17 protein-coding genes are annotated in these 16,571 nt (G+C 60.7%); 5 read left to right on the top strand and 12 right to left on the bottom strand.

Annotated elements, in window-relative coordinates; all coding sequences use genetic code 11:
- Positions 1–95: 95 nt before the first annotated feature.
- The 11 genes from ACE3PH_RS11140 to ACE3PH_RS11190 all read right to left on the bottom strand — a co-directional run bounded on the left by ACE3PH_RS11140 (position 96) and on the right by ACE3PH_RS11190 (position 10,732).
- A complete protein-coding gene (locus ACE3PH_RS11140; protein ID WP_374318893.1) occupies positions 96–1,643 on the bottom strand; it encodes a DegQ family serine endoprotease in 1,548 nt (515 codons plus the stop codon).
- Between the two features lie 133 nt (positions 1,644–1,776).
- Positions 1,777–2,490 carry a sigma-E factor negative regulatory protein gene (locus ACE3PH_RS11145; protein ID WP_374318895.1) on the bottom strand — a complete coding sequence of 238 codons (714 nt, stop codon included), beginning with the start codon at positions 2,488–2,490 and terminating at the stop codon, positions 1,777–1,779.
- An 89-nt stretch (positions 2,491–2,579) separates the two neighbouring features.
- A complete protein-coding gene (gene rpoE, locus ACE3PH_RS11150) occupies positions 2,580–3,194 on the bottom strand; it encodes an RNA polymerase sigma factor RpoE (RefSeq protein WP_374319014.1) in 615 nt (204 codons plus the stop codon).
- Between the two features lie 805 nt (positions 3,195–3,999).
- Positions 4,000–5,244 (bottom strand): beta-ketoacyl-ACP synthase II, encoded by a 1,245-nt coding sequence (gene fabF, locus ACE3PH_RS11155; protein WP_374318897.1) that lies wholly within the window; start codon positions 5,242–5,244, stop codon positions 4,000–4,002.
- Positions 5,245–5,320: 76 nt separating this feature from the next.
- A complete protein-coding gene (gene acpP / locus ACE3PH_RS11160; protein WP_374318898.1) occupies positions 5,321–5,560 on the bottom strand; it encodes an acyl carrier protein in 240 nt (79 codons plus the stop codon).
- A gap of 102 nt (positions 5,561–5,662) precedes the next feature.
- Entirely contained in the window at positions 5,663–6,409 is a 747-nt protein-coding gene (fabG, locus tag ACE3PH_RS11165) for a 3-oxoacyl-ACP reductase FabG (RefSeq protein WP_374318900.1), read from the bottom strand.
- Positions 6,406–7,344 (bottom strand): ACP S-malonyltransferase, encoded by a 939-nt coding sequence (gene fabD, locus ACE3PH_RS11170; protein WP_374318902.1) that lies wholly within the window; start codon positions 7,342–7,344, stop codon positions 6,406–6,408. Before fabD ends, fabG begins: the two co-directional genes overlap by 4 nt.
- Positions 7,345–7,388: 44 nt before the next feature.
- The gene (locus ACE3PH_RS11175) at positions 7,389–8,360 is read right to left on the bottom strand and encodes a beta-ketoacyl-ACP synthase III (RefSeq protein ID WP_374319015.1); all 972 of its coding nucleotides are present in this window, start codon (positions 8,358–8,360) and stop codon (positions 7,389–7,391) included.
- A 55-nt stretch (positions 8,361–8,415) separates the two neighbouring features.
- Positions 8,416–9,576, bottom strand: a complete 1,161-nt coding sequence (gene plsX / locus ACE3PH_RS11180; RefSeq protein WP_374318904.1) for a phosphate acyltransferase PlsX — start codon at positions 9,574–9,576, stop codon at positions 8,416–8,418.
- A gap of 127 nt (positions 9,577–9,703) precedes the next feature.
- Positions 9,704–9,886, bottom strand: coding sequence for a 50S ribosomal protein L32 (gene rpmF / locus ACE3PH_RS11185; protein WP_374318906.1), 183 nt, complete (start codon positions 9,884–9,886; stop codon positions 9,704–9,706).
- A 183-nt stretch (positions 9,887–10,069) separates the two neighbouring features.
- Positions 10,070–10,732, bottom strand: a complete 663-nt coding sequence (locus tag ACE3PH_RS11190) for a DUF177 domain-containing protein (RefSeq protein ID WP_374318908.1) — start codon at positions 10,730–10,732, stop codon at positions 10,070–10,072.
- On the opposite strand from ACE3PH_RS11190, the gene ACE3PH_RS11195 reads away from it, so the two are divergent.
- From ACE3PH_RS11195 to ACE3PH_RS11215, 5 genes are all read left to right on the top strand, one after another.
- Entirely contained in the window at positions 10,731–11,378 is a 648-nt protein-coding gene (locus ACE3PH_RS11195; protein ID WP_374318910.1) for a Maf family nucleotide pyrophosphatase, read from the top strand. The genes ACE3PH_RS11190 and ACE3PH_RS11195 overlap by 2 nt on opposite strands.
- Position 11,379: 1 nt before the next feature.
- Complete coding sequence (locus tag ACE3PH_RS11200) at positions 11,380–12,180, top strand: SAM-dependent methyltransferase (protein WP_374318912.1); 801 nt, start codon at positions 11,380–11,382, stop codon at positions 12,178–12,180.
- Between the two features lie 95 nt (positions 12,181–12,275).
- On the top strand, positions 12,276–12,779 hold the full coding sequence (locus ACE3PH_RS11205) for a DUF3429 domain-containing protein (protein WP_374318914.1): 504 nt from the start codon (positions 12,276–12,278) through the stop codon (positions 12,777–12,779).
- A gap of 18 nt (positions 12,780–12,797) precedes the next feature.
- Positions 12,798–14,594: a M61 family metallopeptidase gene (locus ACE3PH_RS11210; RefSeq protein ID WP_374318916.1), complete on the top strand. Its 1,797-nt coding sequence runs from the start codon at positions 12,798–12,800 to the stop codon at positions 14,592–14,594.
- A 13-nt stretch (positions 14,595–14,607) separates the two neighbouring features.
- A complete protein-coding gene (locus ACE3PH_RS11215) occupies positions 14,608–15,768 on the top strand; it encodes a DUF3108 domain-containing protein (RefSeq protein WP_374318918.1) in 1,161 nt (386 codons plus the stop codon).
- A gap of 20 nt (positions 15,769–15,788) precedes the next feature.
- On the opposite strand, the gene ACE3PH_RS11220 is transcribed toward ACE3PH_RS11215, so the two are convergent.
- Positions 15,789–16,562, bottom strand: a complete 774-nt coding sequence (locus tag ACE3PH_RS11220; protein WP_374318920.1) for a DsbC family protein — start codon at positions 16,560–16,562, stop codon at positions 15,789–15,791.
- Between the last annotated feature and the right edge of the window lie 9 nt (positions 16,563–16,571).

Genomic DNA, 16,571 nt, shown 5'->3' on the forward strand with positions numbered 1-16,571 from the left:
CCGGTATATTCCCTGCGAAGCACAGGACTTTTCAGATAACAAAACCCACAGCCCCTGTCGGGAACTGTGGGTCGTCATCTGGTTAGAACAGACGATCAGCGATTGGGGCGAATGACAGCGTACTGCGCCCAGTCACCTCGGCGTACCAGCACGCTGACAGGCTTGCTCTTGTCCAATTTGGACAGCACGGCCTCGAACTGCTTCACGTCGGCCACCTGCACATTACCCAGCGACAGAATCACGTCGCCAGCGCGCAGGCCTGCTCGGGCAGCTGGACCATCCACATCCTCAACCAGCACACCACCATTGACCTTCAGGTCGCGCTTCTGGTCTGCAGTGAGGTTACTCAGGGCCAAGCCCAGCACGCTAGATGCATTCGCCTTCTCCTTTTCGGCCGGCGCAGGCTTGCCACCGTCCTTTGGCTTGTCCGCATCCATCTCGACCACCGTCAGCGTGAGATCCTTGTATGCGCCACGTCGGTACACCTGCAAAGTGGCTTTGGTACCGGGCTTGGTGCTGCCCACCAGTCGAGGCAGATCCGAAACCTTTTCGACCGTCTGGCCGTTGAACTTGGTGATGATGTCGCCAGCCTCCAGACCAGCCTTGTCTGCCGGGCCGCCCGGCTCGACCATGCGCACCACCGCCCCCTCGGCCTTGCCAAGGCCAAGTGAATCAGCCACATCCTTGCTCATGGGTTCGATCTGGACACCAATGCGGCCGCGAACCACCTTGCCATTGGCACGCAACTGTTCTGCCACCTTCACGGCGTCGTCGATTGGAATGGACAGCGAGATGCCCATGAACCCGCCAGAACGACTGAGGATCTGCGAATTGATGCCCACCACCTCGCCGCGCATGTTGATCAGCGGGCCGCCCGAGTTGCCCGGGTTCACCGCCACATCGGTCTGAATGAAGCGCACCTCTTCACCGGTGTCACGCGCCTTGGCGCTGACGATGCCCGCCGTCACGGTGTTCTCCAGGCCAAATGGGGTGCCAATGGCCATGACCCATTCGCCAACCTTCAACTGCCCCACATCCCCGATGCGAACAGCGGGCAAACCCTTGGCTTCGATCTTGACGACCGCCACGTCAGTGCGCTTGTCCACACCGACCACACGGGCCTTGAACTCGCGCTTGTCCGTCAGCGTGACATAGACCTCATCGGCACCGTCAATCACATGGGCATTGGTCATGACGTAGCCATCAGCACTCAGGATGAAACCAGACCCGACCCCCCGAGGGCGCTCTTCGCCCTGCTCGTTCGACTTGGGCTTGGCCTTGCGCTGCGGTGTCTGACCTGGCATGGGCGTGCCAAAGAAGCGCTTGAAGAACTCGCGCATCTGCGCATCGGCCTCATCCTCGTCGCCGTCGTCCTCCGTGACACGCTGCATGGTACGGATGCTCACGACAGAGGGGCCGACCTTTTCCACCAACTCGGAAAAATCAGGCAAACCCTTGACGATCACGGGCGCTGGCGTGGTGGATTGAACACCAAAGGGGGTTTGTGGCTGCTGCGCCTGCGAAGGGTGAGGAAACAGACTGGACCCCAGCACCAACCCGACGGCGGACACGACCGCCCCCACCACCAGGGTGCGCTTCACGACGGAAGCCGTAGAGGGTTTCGACTGATACGACGATGTCATTGGCAAGAACCTCATGAACAGGCTAAATGAATACAGATGTGCAACGTAAGATGCCGCAACTGTGCTGACAGTTCACGTTCACAGCGTTTCAGGAAGTAAATCCGGGGCCCACGTGGGGAGCTCAGACTTGAGCTCAGGGCGCCTCGAAAGCGACCGTCCGAAGGGCTCCGCCGCGTGAGGCAAAGGAATGCTCTGCTTGCTGGCTCATCAAGGCTTGATCCAACTGGGGATCACGCCATTCAAGGCGACCATGGTGCCCCACTTGCATGAAGGTCCCCTCCTGACTCGACTGAGCGACATCAGCAGGAGCAGCAGCCGATGCAAGTGCGACATCAGCCCGTTCACCTGCTGCTGGCCGAGGAGCGCCTGCAGAGGCCGCCATCTGGGCATCCATGCCGACATCACCGAGGGCCCCTCGCCCTTGCAGCACCAACACCCCAACTACCGCAACGAAGCATGCCGCCACGGCAACCGGCCCCGTCCAGGTCCTGCGGCGCAAAGGCTGCATCACGACATCACTACCGACTGCAATCTGGTCTGCCGCCCCCGAATCCGCCATCTGCGGCGCAGTGCGGCCATAGGCCACGGCCGGCGCCAGCACCACAGGCTCATTGGCCAAGCGGGATCGAAAACGGTCCAGAAAGTCGGCTCGCCCCTGATCCAACGCCAAATCGTCAGACTTCAACACATCGCTGATGAGTTGATATTGCGCCCAAGTGTCGCGAACCTGATGGTCATCTCGCCACGCATGACACGCACGAACGGTCTCAGCCTCATTGGCTTCACCGTCTACCAATGCAGACAGCGCCTCCAGCGATGATGCGGTATCCATGCGACGGTCAGACATGTGATCACTCCAGATCGACTAACTAGTACGGGCCCCAGCTGGCCACCTGTCCGGTCAGACACAGCTCCTCACAAAAAGTTCAATGAACTTTACCAGCGCTCACCCTCCCGGGTGTCCAGCAAGGGGCGCAATCGTTGGGCAATCGCCTCACGCGCGCGAAAGATGCGAGAGCGCACCGTTCCGATAGGGCAATTCATGACTTCGGAAATCTCGTCGTAGCTCAAGCCCTCGATTTCTCTGAGGGTGATGGCTTGCCTCAGGTCGTCGGACAAGGCCTCAATAGCGGAGTTGACAGCCTCGGCAATTTGCCGACTGGCCATGGTGGACTCTGGCGTTTCCCCTGTGGTGAGCTCATTTTCAACACGAGAAGACTCTTGCCCATCTTCCTCGGAAAGCCCTCCTAGCGCCGTCTCGGTCAATAGCGGATCGCGCTGCAGGCCAATCAAAGCCTTTTTCGCCGTGTTAACAGCAATGCGGTAAAGCCAGGTGTAGAACGCGCTATCACCCCGGAAGTTGGGCAGTGCCCGGTACGCCCGGATGAACGTCTCCTGGGCAATGTCATCCACCAGATCGGTATCCCTCACCATGCGAGCGATGAGTCGCTGGATGCGACGCTCGTACTTGACCACGAGCATCTCAAAGGCCCGCTGATCACCCCTCTGCACCCTGGCCACAAGCGGTGCATCGACGTCCACAGACTGGATCGCAGCATCCACAGGCAACTCGGTAGCCGCCGACTGAACAACGGCATCTGCGGCGTGAAGCAATCCTGTCGGCAGCCGCACGACATCCGCCTGATCGCCCGTTGGGTATTCAGACTTGGGGCTCATACGCGCCTCGACTGGGGTGACGGTCTCTTCGACCCGTTGTCTCGAGATGACATGGTTGGGCATGATGCCACCTTTGTCGGTGAAGCCTTATATGGAGAATGAATACCCCCCTTACCTGTCCGTCGATTCATACCCGACACGAACACCAGCGCACGCAAATGATGCAGTGACACGGCATCCATCATCGACTGACGGTCAGACAGCCACACCCACTCGGACCATGCGGGGGATGCAGACGCAGACCTGATGGCAGACAGACGAAGCAACAGAACGGGCCCGATATTCAGTACTGGAATGACTTCAACGGGCCTTATGCCATTGACGTTGACATGCCAACCCGCACGCTGTTCATTCTCAACATCGCCCGCGGCAGGCAGACACCCTAGCCACATCAGACGCAGGTCACCACGCCTGCCCAGGTCACCCCAAACACGGGGAAACTGGCGCAACCAGAGCCCAGCGACCGTGGTACCGGCCAGCAATTGCCACCAGGAGGCGCGACCAAGCCTGGCATCACGCCATGTCAGCACCAGCCAACAGCACAGGAAGGCCAAGGAAAGCAACATGGCCAAGCGGCCTGAACGCCGCAACAAAGGCCATACCCCAAGGCCAGCCTGAACAGACCAGGCCGCAGGGGAATCAAGCAGCCCCGCCCGCGGGGCAAGGGCCGCACTCAAGCTCAGACGCGCTTGAACAACAGCGAACCGTTGGTACCGCCAAAGCCGAAGTTGTTCTTCAGCGCGGCATCGATCTTCATCTCGCGTGCCGTGTTGGCACAGTAGTCCAGGTCACACTCGGGATCCTGGTTGAAGATGTTGATGGTGGGCGGGGAGATCTGGTTATGGATAGCCAGGACCGTGAACACCGATTCGATCCCGCCAGCGCCACCCAGCAGGTGACCCGTCATGGACTTGGTGGAGTTCACCACCAGCGACTTGGCGTGATCACCAAACGCTGCCTTGATGGCATTGGTTTCGTTGGCATCACCCAGCGGCGTGGAGGTGCCGTGCGCATTGAGGTACTGAACCTGATCCGGATTGACACCTGCATTGCGCAGCGCGGCCTTCATGGAGCGGGTCGGGCCGTCCACGTCGGGCGCCGTCATGTGATACGCATCAGCGCTCATGCCGAAGCCGGACAACTCGGCGTAGATCTTGGCGCCACGAGCTTTGGCGTGCTCATACTCTTCAAGCACCATGACGCCGGCGCCCTCACCCAGCACGAAACCATCACGGTCCTTATCCCAGGGACGAGACGCCGTAGCGGGGTCATCGTTGCGGGTGGACAAGGCACGCGCCGCAGCAAAGCCGCCCACACCCAAAGGTGACACGGTGGACTCGGCACCGCCGGCGACCATGACGTCGGCATCGCCATACTCAATGATGCGAGCAGCCTGGCCGATGCTGTGCAGGCCAGTGGTACAGGCCGTCACGATCGACAGGTTCGGGCCTTTGAACCCGTAATGAATGGAGACGTGACCGGAGATCATGTTGATGATCGAGGCGGGCACGAAGAAAGGCGAAATGCGACGAGGACCCCGATCGGTGTAGTCCTTGTGCGTCTGCTCAATCATGGGCAGACCACCAATACCGGAACCAACCAGGCAACCGATGCGCTCGGCCTGCTCATGCGTGAGGGCCTCACCGGTTGGCAAACCACTGTCCTGAACTGCCTGAATGCTGGCAGCCAGACCATAGTGGATGAAGGTATCCATGTGACGGGCTTCTTTGCCGGGGATGTAATCCTCGATGTTGAAGCCCTTGACTTCACCTGCGAACTGACAGGCGAAGCCCGTTGCATCGAACTTGGTGATGGTGTCGATGCCGGACTTGCCAGCAATGAGGTTCGACCAGGATTCGGCCACCGTGTTACCCACGGGCGTAACGAGGCCCAGGCCGGTGACGACAACGCGACGACGGGTCATGCTGGATGGGATGTAATTTGTAAAGACAGAGACAACCAAGGCCCCGAAGGGCCCCAGCGATCAATCAGTGCGGATCTCAGGCCTTGGCGTGAGCCTTGGCGTAATCGATGGCGAGCTGAACGGTGGTGATCTTTTCAGCTTCTTCATCGGGGATCTCGATGCCGAACTCGTCTTCGAGAGCCATCACCAGTTCCACAGTGTCCAGCGAGTCAGCACCCAGATCGGCCACGAAAGCCTTTTCAGAGGTGACTTCAGACTCGGCCACACCGAGTTGTTCGGCAATGATTTTCTTGACGCGTGCTTCGATATCGCTCATGACTCCTCCAGGAGGTGGTGCAAACAAACCAGGGATTTTACCGGCTGTACGGTGGATTCCGCGACAAGCCGAAATAGGAAGTTGAGATACCCTGACAAAACCTCAATTCATAAACATGCCACCGTTGACGTGTAGCTCCGTCCCGGTAATGTAACCAGCTTGGGGCGAAGCAAGGAAGGCCACCGCTTCGGCGATGTCTTCTGGCTGCCCCAGACGCCCCAGCGGAATCTGGGTTTTCAGAGCCGATTGCTGCTCTTCGGACAGAGCCCGGGTCATGTCGGTGTCAATGAAACCGGGCGCCACGCAGTTGACCGTGATGCTGCGGCTACCCAACTCGCGCGCCAGCGCACGGGTCATGCCGGCCACACCAGCCTTGGCGGCAGCGTAGTTGGCCTGCCCCGGGTTTCCGGATGCCCCCACGACCGAGGTGATGTTGACGATGCGCCCGTAGCGTTGCTTCATCATCGGACGCATCACGGCACGGCTCATGCGGAAAACGGCCTTCAGATTGGTGTCGATCACCGCATCCCAGTCGTCATCCTTCATGCGCATGGCCAGGTTGTCGCGGGTGATGCCGGCGTTGTTGACCAGCACCTGCAGCGCGCCCTGCTCTTTCAGAATGGCGTCGATCAGGGCATCTACCGCAGCGGCGTCATTGACATTGAGCACCACGCCACGGCAGCCAGGAAAGGCAGCCAACCCCTCGGTGATGGCCTGTGCGCCGGATTCACTGGTGGCCGTGCCATACACCACATAGCCACGCTGAGCCAGGGTGACCGCAATGGCGCGACCGATACCGCGACTGGCGCCGGTCACCAGGGCAATCTGCTTGTTGTCATGCGTGCTCATGCCAGCATCCCCTTGGCTTCGGCCAATGAGGCCGGATCAAAAATCGTGGTGGAAATCAACTCGCCATCAATGCGTTTGACCATGCCGGCCAGAACCTTGCCCGGGCCGCACTCGATCACATGCGTGATGCCTTCCGTCTTGAATGCCTGGATGGTCTCGACCCAACGGACAGGACCAAAGGCCTGGCGATACAGCGCATCGCGGATGGCGTCAGCATCTGTAGCCACTACCACATCGATATTGTTGAGCACCTTGATGTCAGGCGTTTTAAAAGCCGTCGCAGCCAGCTTTTCCTTCAGTCGCTCGGCTGCAGGCTTCATCAGGCTGGAGTGAAATGGCGCCGACACCGGCAGAGGCAGTGCGCGCTTGGCACCCGCCGCTTTCAGCACTTCGCAGGCCTTCTCGACTGCCGCCTTTGTACCGGCGATCACTGTTTGCTTCGGGTCATTGAAGTTGACCGCCTCCACAGCCTCACCTGTCGCGGCAGCGGCTTCGGCGCACCCGACCTTCACTGCGGCCGCATCAAGGCCGAGGATGGCGGCCATGCCACCCACACCCACTGGCACAGCCTCTTGCATGGCTTGGGCACGAAAACGCACCAACGGCAGGGCATCCTTGAGCGACAAGGCGCCAGCCGCAACGAGCGCAGTGTATTCACCCAAGGAGTGGCCAGCCACGATCTCGGGGCGAGCACCACCTTCAGCCAGCCATGCCCGCCAGCACGCCACACCTGCTGCCAACATCACCGGCTGCGTATTGGTAGTCAGATCCAGGGCTTCCTTGGGGCCCTCGGCAATCAGGCGAGCAACGTCTTCGCCCAAGGCATCCGAGGCCTCGGCCAACGTGTCGCGGACAGCGGCATGCCCCTCCCAGGCATTGAGCATGCCCACAGATTGGGAGCCTTGCCCGGGAAAGACGAAAGCAATTCGAGTCATCTTGTCTGTGTCCTCAGTACTTGTCGTTGAAGCGATGTCAAAACTCAATAATCGACCAGGACGGCGCCCCAGGTGAAGCCACCGCCCACCCCCTCCAGCAGCACCGTGTCGCCACGTTGAATCCGCCCATCGCGGACCGCCACATCCAGTGCCAGAGGCACGGATGCCGCAGAGGTATTGCCATGCTCATGCACGGTCACGATGATCTTGTCATCAGGCAGATGCAACTTGCGCCCCATGCTCTGCATGATCCGGAGGTTGGCCTGATGCGGGATCAACCAATCGAGGCACGACGCATCTCGGCCAGCCGCGTGCAACACCTCGTTGGCCACTTGCTCGAGCACCGTAACCGCCGCCTTGAAGACGGCCGGTCCGTCCATCTTCAGAACGGGATCGCCGATGACCTGGCCGCCAGACACTGCCCCCGGCGCGCAAAGGATACCCGACTGATGGCCATCTGCGTGGAGACGGGTTGCGACGATGCCAGGAGCCGAACTGGCTTGCAGCACCACAGCACCGGCACCATCCCCAAACAACACACAGGTGGTGCGGTCATTGAAATCGAGCAAGCGGGAAAACACCTCGGCACCGATAACCAGCGCATGCCGCGCAGCACCAGAGCGGATCATCGCATCCGCCACCGTCATGGCATACACAAAGCCGGAGCAGACCGCCTGAACATCAAAAGCAGGGCAACCTTTGGCACCGATACGCTGCTGGATCAGGCAGGCCGTGGAGGGAAACACCATGTCCGGGGTGGACGTGGCGCAGATGATGAGATCAATCTCCTGCGCTGTCACACCAGCGGCGTGCATGGCCGCCTCTGCGGCCTGCGCCCCCAGTTGACTGGAGGTGACGTCGGGGTCGGCAAAGTAGCGCGACTGAATCCCCGTTCGAGAAACGATCCATTCGTCAGAGGTCTCAACCCCCTGCTCTGCCAGGCGACTGGCGAGCTCTTGGTTGCTGACGCGGTTGGGCGGCAGAAAACTGCCCGTCCCGGCGATGCGAGAGTAGATTTTGTCCAAAACAGTTGCACCCTTGTAGGGCGCCCGTTAAAGACGGCCCAACAACTCAGGCTGCGCGATCTACCGCACCGCCTGCGCTATCAGCCGCCGACGTACCATCTGGACTGGCCTGACCCTCAGCCTGGTGAGCTGGGGGAAGGCCTTCGAGTGTGGCCGAGATCCGGTCATGAACTCGTTCCAGAAGGCGATGACGGGCGGCATCATAAGCCCTCTTGATCGCCAACTCAAAGGCGAACGCGTCCGCCGACCCGTGGCTCTTGAAGACAAGACCCCGCAAACCCAGTAAAGCCGCCCCGTTATACCGACGGTGATCAGCCCGTTTCTTGAACTGGTTGAGCACCGGCAAAGCTGCCAGCGCGGCCAATTTGGTCAACCAGTTGCGCGAAAACTCCTGCTTGATGAAGTTGGCCATCATGCCAGCCAGACCTTCTGCAGACTTCAAGGCGACATTACCGACGAAGCCATCGCAAACAACGATATCGGTTGTGCCCTTGAAGATGTCATTGCCTTCCACGTTGCCGTAGAAATTGATCAAGCCCTTGGCATCCGCCTCGCGCAGCAGCTCGCCGGCCTGCTTGATGACCTCGTTGCCCTTGATGACCTCTTCACCAATGTTGAGCAAGCCAACCGTGGGTGCGTCTGTGCCCTCAATGGCCGACACCAGCGCGCTGCCCATCACGGCAAATTGCAGCAGGTGCTCCGCGCTACAGTCGACATTGGCTCCCAGGTCCAGCACGGTGGTGGAGCGATCTTGCTGATTGGGCAACCCAAAGGCAATGGCCGGGCGGTCAATGCCCTCGACCGTTTTCAGCACATAGCGCGACACCGCCATGAGCGCACCGGTATTACCTGCCGAGACACAGGCATGCGCCGGCGCCACACCGGCGGTGGCCTTGACCTGGGTCACTGCCAGGCGCATGGAAGAATTCTTCTTGCGGCGCAGCGCCACCTCAACGGGGTCGTCCATCGTGACGACCTCGGCGGCCGGGATCAGCGTGACACGATCCCAATCCTTGGCAACCTCAATGACCTCAGGCAAGCCAACCAACAGCAACTCTGCGTCCGGATGCCGGGCCAGAAAGGCCTTGCAGGCAGGCAAGGTCATGGCCGAACCCAGGTCCCCCCCCATGCAATCAATGGCAATACGGACAGCCCCCTGAAGATCAGGAATGGCACGAGCAACAGCAGCAGACGAATTGGAGGTCATCAGAATGGAGGCAGGCTGACGGCTTTCTGGAGCCAGAAACAACAACGGGCCGGAGGGCTAACGCTTGTCAGCCAATCCAGCCCCGTGTTGAGCGACACCCCCGGAACAAACCAGGGGTTCACATCGATCAGGCTTCTGCCTTGGTCTTCAGCACCTTGCGGCCGCGATAGAAGCCGGTCGGGCTGATGTGGTGACGCAGGTGCACTTCACCCGTGGTAGCTTCCACGGCAGTGCCCGGAGTGGTCAGGGCATTGTGCGAGCGGTGCATGCCACGCTTGGAGGGCGACTTCTTGTTTTGCTGAACGGCCATGGTGAACTCCTCAAAACGGGCAAACAGCCCGCGGGGTTGTCAGACCGCAGCGAGATTCGGTGAGCTTCAAAGCAGCGCCACCATCGCTTGCAGTCCGCAAAGTGTTGATGAAATCGTTATTGATTCCGAAACAAAATCTCGGAAAACCAGCGATTCTAGCACGACAAATACACTGATATCAAATCAGCCCTTGTCGCCCTTCTCTTTTTTCAGTGCAGCCAGTGCCGCAAACGGATTGGGCTTGGCCGCCTCGGCAGCCTGCACCGCAGCTTCATCCATGGCAGAGCCGTCAGGCATGACCACTTGGTCGGATGCCATCAGCGCACCGATATCGGTCGGGCATTGCTCATGGCGGGGCAGTATCGGCTGCTCCATGATCAACTCGTCTTCGATCAGAGACAGCAGATCGAACTGACGCGTCACAGCCAGCACATCGTCTTCAGACTCCGCATCCAGCGTTTCGGCCGACTTTTCATCAGCCACGAAACGCACGCTGCGGTCAATGACCTCGTCGAGCAGCACCGGATGGAGGCAGCGTTGACACTCCCAGGGCAAATGCGCCTCGGCGTGCAGATCCAGCCACAACTCGGGTCGCCCCACACGCTGCGGCACCAGACGCCCCTGGGCTGACCAGCGAACCGGTGGCAACACATCCAGATCAGCCCCCTCGGCCAGGCAACTCGCCAGACGGGCCATGGCTGCGACAGGCGCCTCACCGTCCAGGCGAGCCTGCTCATCAATGAATGCCCCGACATCCAATTTACGGGGCGTATGCTCACGTGATTTCATCCCGCAAGTGTAGAGGGTCGGCCGTACGAGCGGCAGGAAGTTGGACAATGGCGGCATGAAAGAATCCACATGGCCCAGACTGATTCTGGGCTCAACGTCCCCCTACCGGCGCGCCTTGCTGAGCCAATGGGGGGTACCGTTCGATGTACAAGCCCCGCATGTCGACGAAACGCCGGCAGCCCAGGAGCCACCGATTGAGTTGGCCAGACGGTTGGCGCAGGCCAAGGCCCATGCTGTGGCCAGAGCCTGCCCGGCGGGTGACGATGTCATCGTGATCGGGTCCGATCAGGTTGCGGACCTGGATGGCGAACCGATCGGCAAGCCCGGCACCCACGACAAGGCTGTTGCACAACTGCAGGCGATGCGCGGCAGATCGGTTCTGTTTCATACCGCCGTGGCTGTGACACGCCCGCGAACAGGCTTCATCGCTCTGGACATCAGCACGGTAAGGGTGCACATGGGGCAATACAGCGACGCCGATTTGCACACCTACCTTCAGATTGAGCAGCCCTATGACTGCGCTGGCAGCGCCAAGTCGGAAGGCATTGGTGTGACCTTGCTGGAGCGCATTGACTCGTCAGACCCCACCGCGCTGATTGGCCTCCCCCTGATTGTCACGGCCAGACTGCTCCGCCAGGCCGGCCTGGACCTGCTCGCCTGGCGCGCAGCGCTGAATGCCCCTTCAACCGCGAATTCCAACTGACATGGCCACCACCGCACACACCACGATGGGCCGACTGATCCTGATGCCCAACACGCTTGATTTCGGCTGCATTGAACCGGGCTCAGGCAATTTGCCCGATTTGCGCCAAACCCTGCCCATGGCTGCCATTGAGGCCGCTGCGCGCCTGACGCACTGGATCTGCGAGAACGCCAAGACCAGCCGGGCCTTTCTCAAGCGGGTAGATGCCATCACCCCCTTGATTACCCCGCTGCAGGGGCTGGACATCCAGGTTCTACCTCGCCCACCCAAGGGCGGCAGCAAAACCACACAGCAGGACGACAAGGCGATGGATGCGCTGCTTGCGCCAGCCTTGGCGGGGCACGATGTGGGCCTCATGTCCGAAGCAGGCCTGCCAGGGGTGGCTGACCCAGGCGCTGCCGTGGTACTGGCCGCACACAAACTCGGCATCCAGGTTGTACCGTTGTCCGGCCCCAGCTCTCTCGTGCTGGCACTGGCAGCCAGTGGTCTGAATGGGCAAAGCTTTGCCTTTGTGGGCTATCTGCCTGTTGACGCAGGGGAGCGTGCCACCCGCATCAAGGACCTGGAGCAACTGTCTCGCAAGGGGCACCAAACGCAGCTCGTGATCGAAACCCCCTACCGCAACAACGCCTTGAAAGATGCCTTGCTGCAGCAGCTTCAGGCACAGACGTGGCTGACGATCAGCTGTGGCCTGACCCTTGATCAGGGCTGGAGCAGAACACTGCGGGTTGCCGACTGGAAAAAGCGTGCACCGACGCTTCCTGACGACATCCCGGCTGTTTTCGGATGGTTGGCCAACTGAACAGCACAGCACGATCCCTCACTTATTGCCACAATGACGAGCATCGCGCCTCACGCCAACCCTGTTCGGGTGGCGGCTGGGCCTGGAGTTACACCTTGAGTCAAACGCATTACCCTACCCCACCGTCAGCCCATCCCGGCTGGGCTGAACCCAGCGATCTGGCCCGCACCCTAGGGCATCTGGGCTTGCTCCCCTTCGTCGGCGGCACCTTGTTTGTCTGGCTGCTGGCCGGGCGCATGGAGGCCGAGCCCTTCGCTTTCGTGGTGGGCGGACTGGCCAGCTATGCCTGCCTTGTTGTCGGCTTCATTGGGGGCATGCTGTGGGGGTTGAGCATGTTGCAGCAGCGCTTGCATCAGCCGCCTACCCCTGAGCAAAAACGCTGCTTGTGGTGGGGCATTGCCTATGGCCTGATGGCCTGGGTTGCCCAGTTGATGCCACCGCATGCCGGACTCGCTGCGCTGGGTGGTGTGCTCATCGTTTGCTATGTCGTGGACCGCAAGCTCTACCCGACGATTGGCGCCTCGGGTTGGTTGACCCTGCGCTTTCGGCTCACCGTGGTATCCAGTCTCAGCTGCTTCCTCGCCGCCGCTCAACTCTGACACCCGACCTGCCGCACCATGATCGATTACCGGATTGAGGTGGCCAACCTCCACGCACACCTGTTCAAGGTCACGATGACCGTGCCGCAGCCTTGCGCCAGACAACGCGTGAGCCTGCCCGTGTGGATTCCTGGAAGCTATCTGGTGCGTGAATTTGCGCGCCATCTCTCACCTTTGGCTGCGCAGCAAGGTGAAGCGTCCCTCAGCGTCCATCCAATCGACAAGGCCACATGGGAAGTCGATTGCCACGACGGTGCCCCACTGACGATCAGTTACGAGGTCTACGCATTTGACACCTCCGTGCGGGCCGCATTCCTGGACAGCAGGCGCGGGTTCTTCAACGGCACCAGCGTATTCCTCTGCGTCGAGGGGCAAGAAGCACTGCCACACAAGGTGCGCATCACCGGGCTGCCTAAAGGCTGGGAAGTCGCAACAGGACTGGCTCCGGTCAAGGTCAACAAACTGGGCGTTGGTGACTACCATGCCAGCGACTACGACGCACTGGTTGACCACCCAGTCGAGTTGGGCCCTTTCTGGCGCGGTCATTTCAAGGCACGCGGTGTGCCACACGAACTGGTTGTGTCAGGTGCAAGCCCCGACTTTGACGGAGAGCGCCTGCTGGCCGACGCCAGAAGCATTTGCGAAGCGCAGATCGTGTTCTGGCACGGACGGCGCAAGGCCCCGTTCGATCGCTATGTCTTCCTGCTCAATGCTGTGGAGGATGGCTATGGTGGACTGGAACACCGCAACAGCACCGCGCTGATCTGCTCCCGCAAGGACCTGCCCCGAACCGGCCGCACCACCTCGATCGATGCCTACCAGACCCTGCTGGGACTGATCAGCCATGAGTATTTCCACACCTGGAACGTCAAGCGAATCAAGCCCAAGGAGTTTGCGCCCTACGACTACAGCCAGGAGAACCACACCCGCATGCTGTGGTTCTTTGAGGGCTTCACCTCGTACTACGACGACCAGTTCCTGCTGCGCACCGGCCTGATCGACGCCAAAGCCTATCTGAAGCTGCTGAGCAAGACAGTCAACCAGGTACACGCCACCCCAGGCCGTCACCGCTATAGCGTGGCCCAGGCCAGTTTCGACGCCTGGACCCGCTACTACCGCCCGGATGAAAACACCGCCAACGCCACGGTGAGCTACTACACCAAGGGCTCGCTGGTGGCGCTGGCGCTCGACCTGAGCCTGCGACAACTGACGCCGGCAGAAGGCGCACTGCAGCCTACGCTGGATGGCGTCATGAAACGCCTTTGGCAGCTGGGGCGTCCGATTGATGAGGACGATGTGGCCCAGGCCCTCGAAGCAGAAGCCGGTCAACCGCCCACTGTAGCTGGCGTCTGGTCCTGGAAGGCCTTGATGCAGGAGTGGGTCCATGGCACCCGTGATCTCCCGCTGCAGGCACTGGTGCAGGCCTTCGGCGTGCGCTGGACCTGCAAGACAGGCAGCCCGGCCCAGCGCCTGGGCATGCGGGTGAGCGACAGCAGTGGCGTGCTCAAAGTACAAGCCGTGATGCGCGGCAGCCTGGCAGAGACCGCCGGACTCAGTGCCGGCGACGAGCTCATTGCACTGGACGGGTGGCGACTGCGCCGCCCTGAGGACCTGACCCAATGGATCCATGACAGGCAAGCGCAGCGCCTGCTGGTCTGTCGGGATCAGCAGATCATGACCTTGCTGCTGCCGCCCTCCGCTGATGCAGCAGGCAAACTGCACACGACCATGGGCGAGCAAATTCTCCTCACGGTCGACGACAAGGCTGTGGATGCCCAAGCCAGTCGGCGTGATGCCTGGCTGTTGACCAATTGATGGCACAAGGCTGATGAGAACCTTGCTCAAGCGCTTCAACCGCTGGTGGCTGCTGGCGCTGGTACTCGCTGTCTCCGCAGCGCACTTCTGGGTCACCTGGACGATTTCCAGCCTGATGCCAGATCTGCAAAACAGCGACAAACCCAGCATCAAACGGATGGAGGCGGTCTATGTCAGTGAGCTCAAACTGAGCACCCCGCCCGTGGCTGCACCCACCGCAACCAAGGCTACCCCCTCAACTGGCGGCGCAAGCAAACCCAAACGCAAGCGCCCACCGAAGCCCGTCGATGCATCGGCTTCGGCCCCGCCAGAGAAAGCTTCTACGGTGGCTGAGGCTGCCAGCGAAGCAGCCTCGCAAGCCTCGGCGGCAGAGGTAGCCCATGCAGCCAGCGAGCCCGCAGTGGAGCACCATGCCACGGCAGATCAAAGCGAGGTCAAGCCGCCAGCCCCCCACGGTGGCCAGGCATTCGAATGGCCCAAAGCCACACGGGTCAACTACAAGCTGCACGGCTACTTCCGTGGCGACGCCTGGGGCAAGGCTTCAGTCGAGTGGGTGCGAGAAGGAACACGTTACCAGGTTCACGTGGATGCCATCATTGGCCCGAGCTTTGCGCCGATCGGGTCATGGAACCTCGTCAGCGAAGGTGACATCACCCCCAAGGGACTCTCCCCTGTTCGCTTCGAACAAATTGACCGGATTCTCATCAAAACCAACAAGCCTCGCACGGTGACGTTCGAGGCGGATGAGGTGGTGCTCGATTCGGGCGCCCGCATTCCGCGCGTGCCGGGAATGCAGGACCTCGCCAGCCAGCTCATACAGCTGTCCTACGAGTTCATCCTTGACCCATCTCTGCTGACCGAAGGCAACACCATTCAGATGCCATTGGCCATGCCCAAAAAGCCTGAGACCATGGCCTACGACGTGGTGGGGCAAGAAGTGATGGTCACCCCTAAACTCGGCAGCATCGGGGTCGTCCACGTGAAACCCCGCCGGCTGAGCGACGACAAGAACGGCGTGCTGCCTGGCGATATCTGGTTTGCCCCAGGCCTGCAGTACCTCCCGGTACGCATCCTGTTCCGCGGCAAGGAAAACTCCTACATCGAGATGGAGATGGAGTCCCCGCCGCTACAAGTGGGGGCCGACAAGAACGGCTCGTCTTCCCCCCAATACTGAGTGGAGCCCAGAGGCTCAGATCAACGCCCGACCTTGGCGCTCGCCCGGCTCAGACGCTGCTCAATGACCGCAGCAGGCGCTGCCGACGGCAGGATGGTGCCATCTTCAAACACCATTGCCGGCGTCCCCTCAATGCGCAGGCTGTGTGCCAGGGCGTTGTTACGCTGCAGCGGGTTGGAGCACATGCCAAACGCGCGGGAAGGCTCCACACCATTGAGCATCCAGTCACGCCAAGCCTGCGTGCGATCCTTGACACACCAGATATTGGTGGCCTTCACCTTGGAGTCATCCCCCAAAATGGAGATGATGAAGGTGTAGACCGTGATGTCCTTGATCTGCTGAAGATCTTTTTCCAGGCGCTTGCAATAGCCGCAGTTGGGGTCTGCAAACACCACCAGCTTGCGCTTGCCGTTTCCGTTGCGCCAGACCACAGCATCCTTGCTGACAGGCAACGCGGCGAAATCGGTCTTGGTGAGCTCACTCTCACTCTCTTCTGTCAGATTGCGCTTGGTGCGTGTTTCGAGGATTTGACCCTTGATGAGGTACTCGGCCTTCGCGTCCACATAGAAGACCTGCTTGTCGAGGTGGATCTCGATGATGCCCGGGACGGGTGTCGTTGCGGCAGAGTCAACCGGGGGCAACTCGGGCATGTTCTTGGCCAGGCGTTGTCGCAGCTGATTCAGTTGCGGCTGAGGCAAATCATCAGCCTGGGCCAAGCCGTGCCAGGCCAGCCCACCGAGCAGGACCCATGCCGCACTGCGGGAGGCCCAAGAAGAAAGATGTGTGCGTGTCATACTAAAAAA

The organism is Aquabacterium sp., from assembly GCF_041909175.1.
In the GTDB taxonomy this organism is placed as follows: domain Bacteria; phylum Pseudomonadota; class Gammaproteobacteria; order Burkholderiales; family Burkholderiaceae_C; genus Aquabacterium.

Bases quoted from the DNA above. Each gene is read 5' to 3' on its own strand.
- fabG (WP_374318900.1), bottom strand. From the start codon at position 6,409: ATGAGCACGCATGACAACAAGCAGATTGCCCTGGTGACCGGCGCCAGT.
- ACE3PH_RS11210 (WP_374318916.1), top strand. From the start codon at position 12,798: ATGATCGATTACCGGATTGAGGTGGCCAACCTCCACGCACACCTGTTC.
- ACE3PH_RS11220 (WP_374318920.1), bottom strand. From the start codon at position 16,562: ATGACACGCACACATCTTTCTTCTTGGGCCTCCCGCAGTGCGGCATGG.
- ACE3PH_RS11200 (WP_374318912.1), top strand. From the start codon at position 11,380: ATGGCCACCACCGCACACACCACGATGGGCCGACTGATCCTGATGCCC.
- ACE3PH_RS11190 (WP_374318908.1), bottom strand. From the start codon at position 10,732: ATGCCGCCATTGTCCAACTTCCTGCCGCTCGTACGGCCGACCCTCTAC.
- plsX (WP_374318904.1), bottom strand. From the start codon at position 9,576: ATGACCTCCAATTCGTCTGCTGCTGTTGCTCGTGCCATTCCTGATCTT.
- ACE3PH_RS11195 (WP_374318910.1), top strand. From the start codon at position 10,731: ATGAAAGAATCCACATGGCCCAGACTGATTCTGGGCTCAACGTCCCCC.
- fabD (WP_374318902.1), bottom strand. From the start codon at position 7,344: ATGACTCGAATTGCTTTCGTCTTTCCCGGGCAAGGCTCCCAATCTGTG.
- ACE3PH_RS11215 (WP_374318918.1), top strand. From the start codon at position 14,608: ATGAGAACCTTGCTCAAGCGCTTCAACCGCTGGTGGCTGCTGGCGCTG.
- ACE3PH_RS11140 (WP_374318893.1), bottom strand. From the start codon at position 1,643: ATGACATCGTCGTATCAGTCGAAACCCTCTACGGCTTCCGTCGTGAAG.
- rpmF (WP_374318906.1), bottom strand. From the start codon at position 9,886: ATGGCCGTTCAGCAAAACAAGAAGTCGCCCTCCAAGCGTGGCATGCAC.
- fabF (WP_374318897.1), bottom strand. From the start codon at position 5,244: ATGACCCGTCGTCGCGTTGTCGTCACCGGCCTGGGCCTCGTTACGCCC.
- acpP (WP_374318898.1), bottom strand. From the start codon at position 5,560: ATGAGCGATATCGAAGCACGCGTCAAGAAAATCATTGCCGAACAACTC.
- ACE3PH_RS11145 (WP_374318895.1), bottom strand. From the start codon at position 2,490: ATGTCTGACCGTCGCATGGATACCGCATCATCGCTGGAGGCGCTGTCT.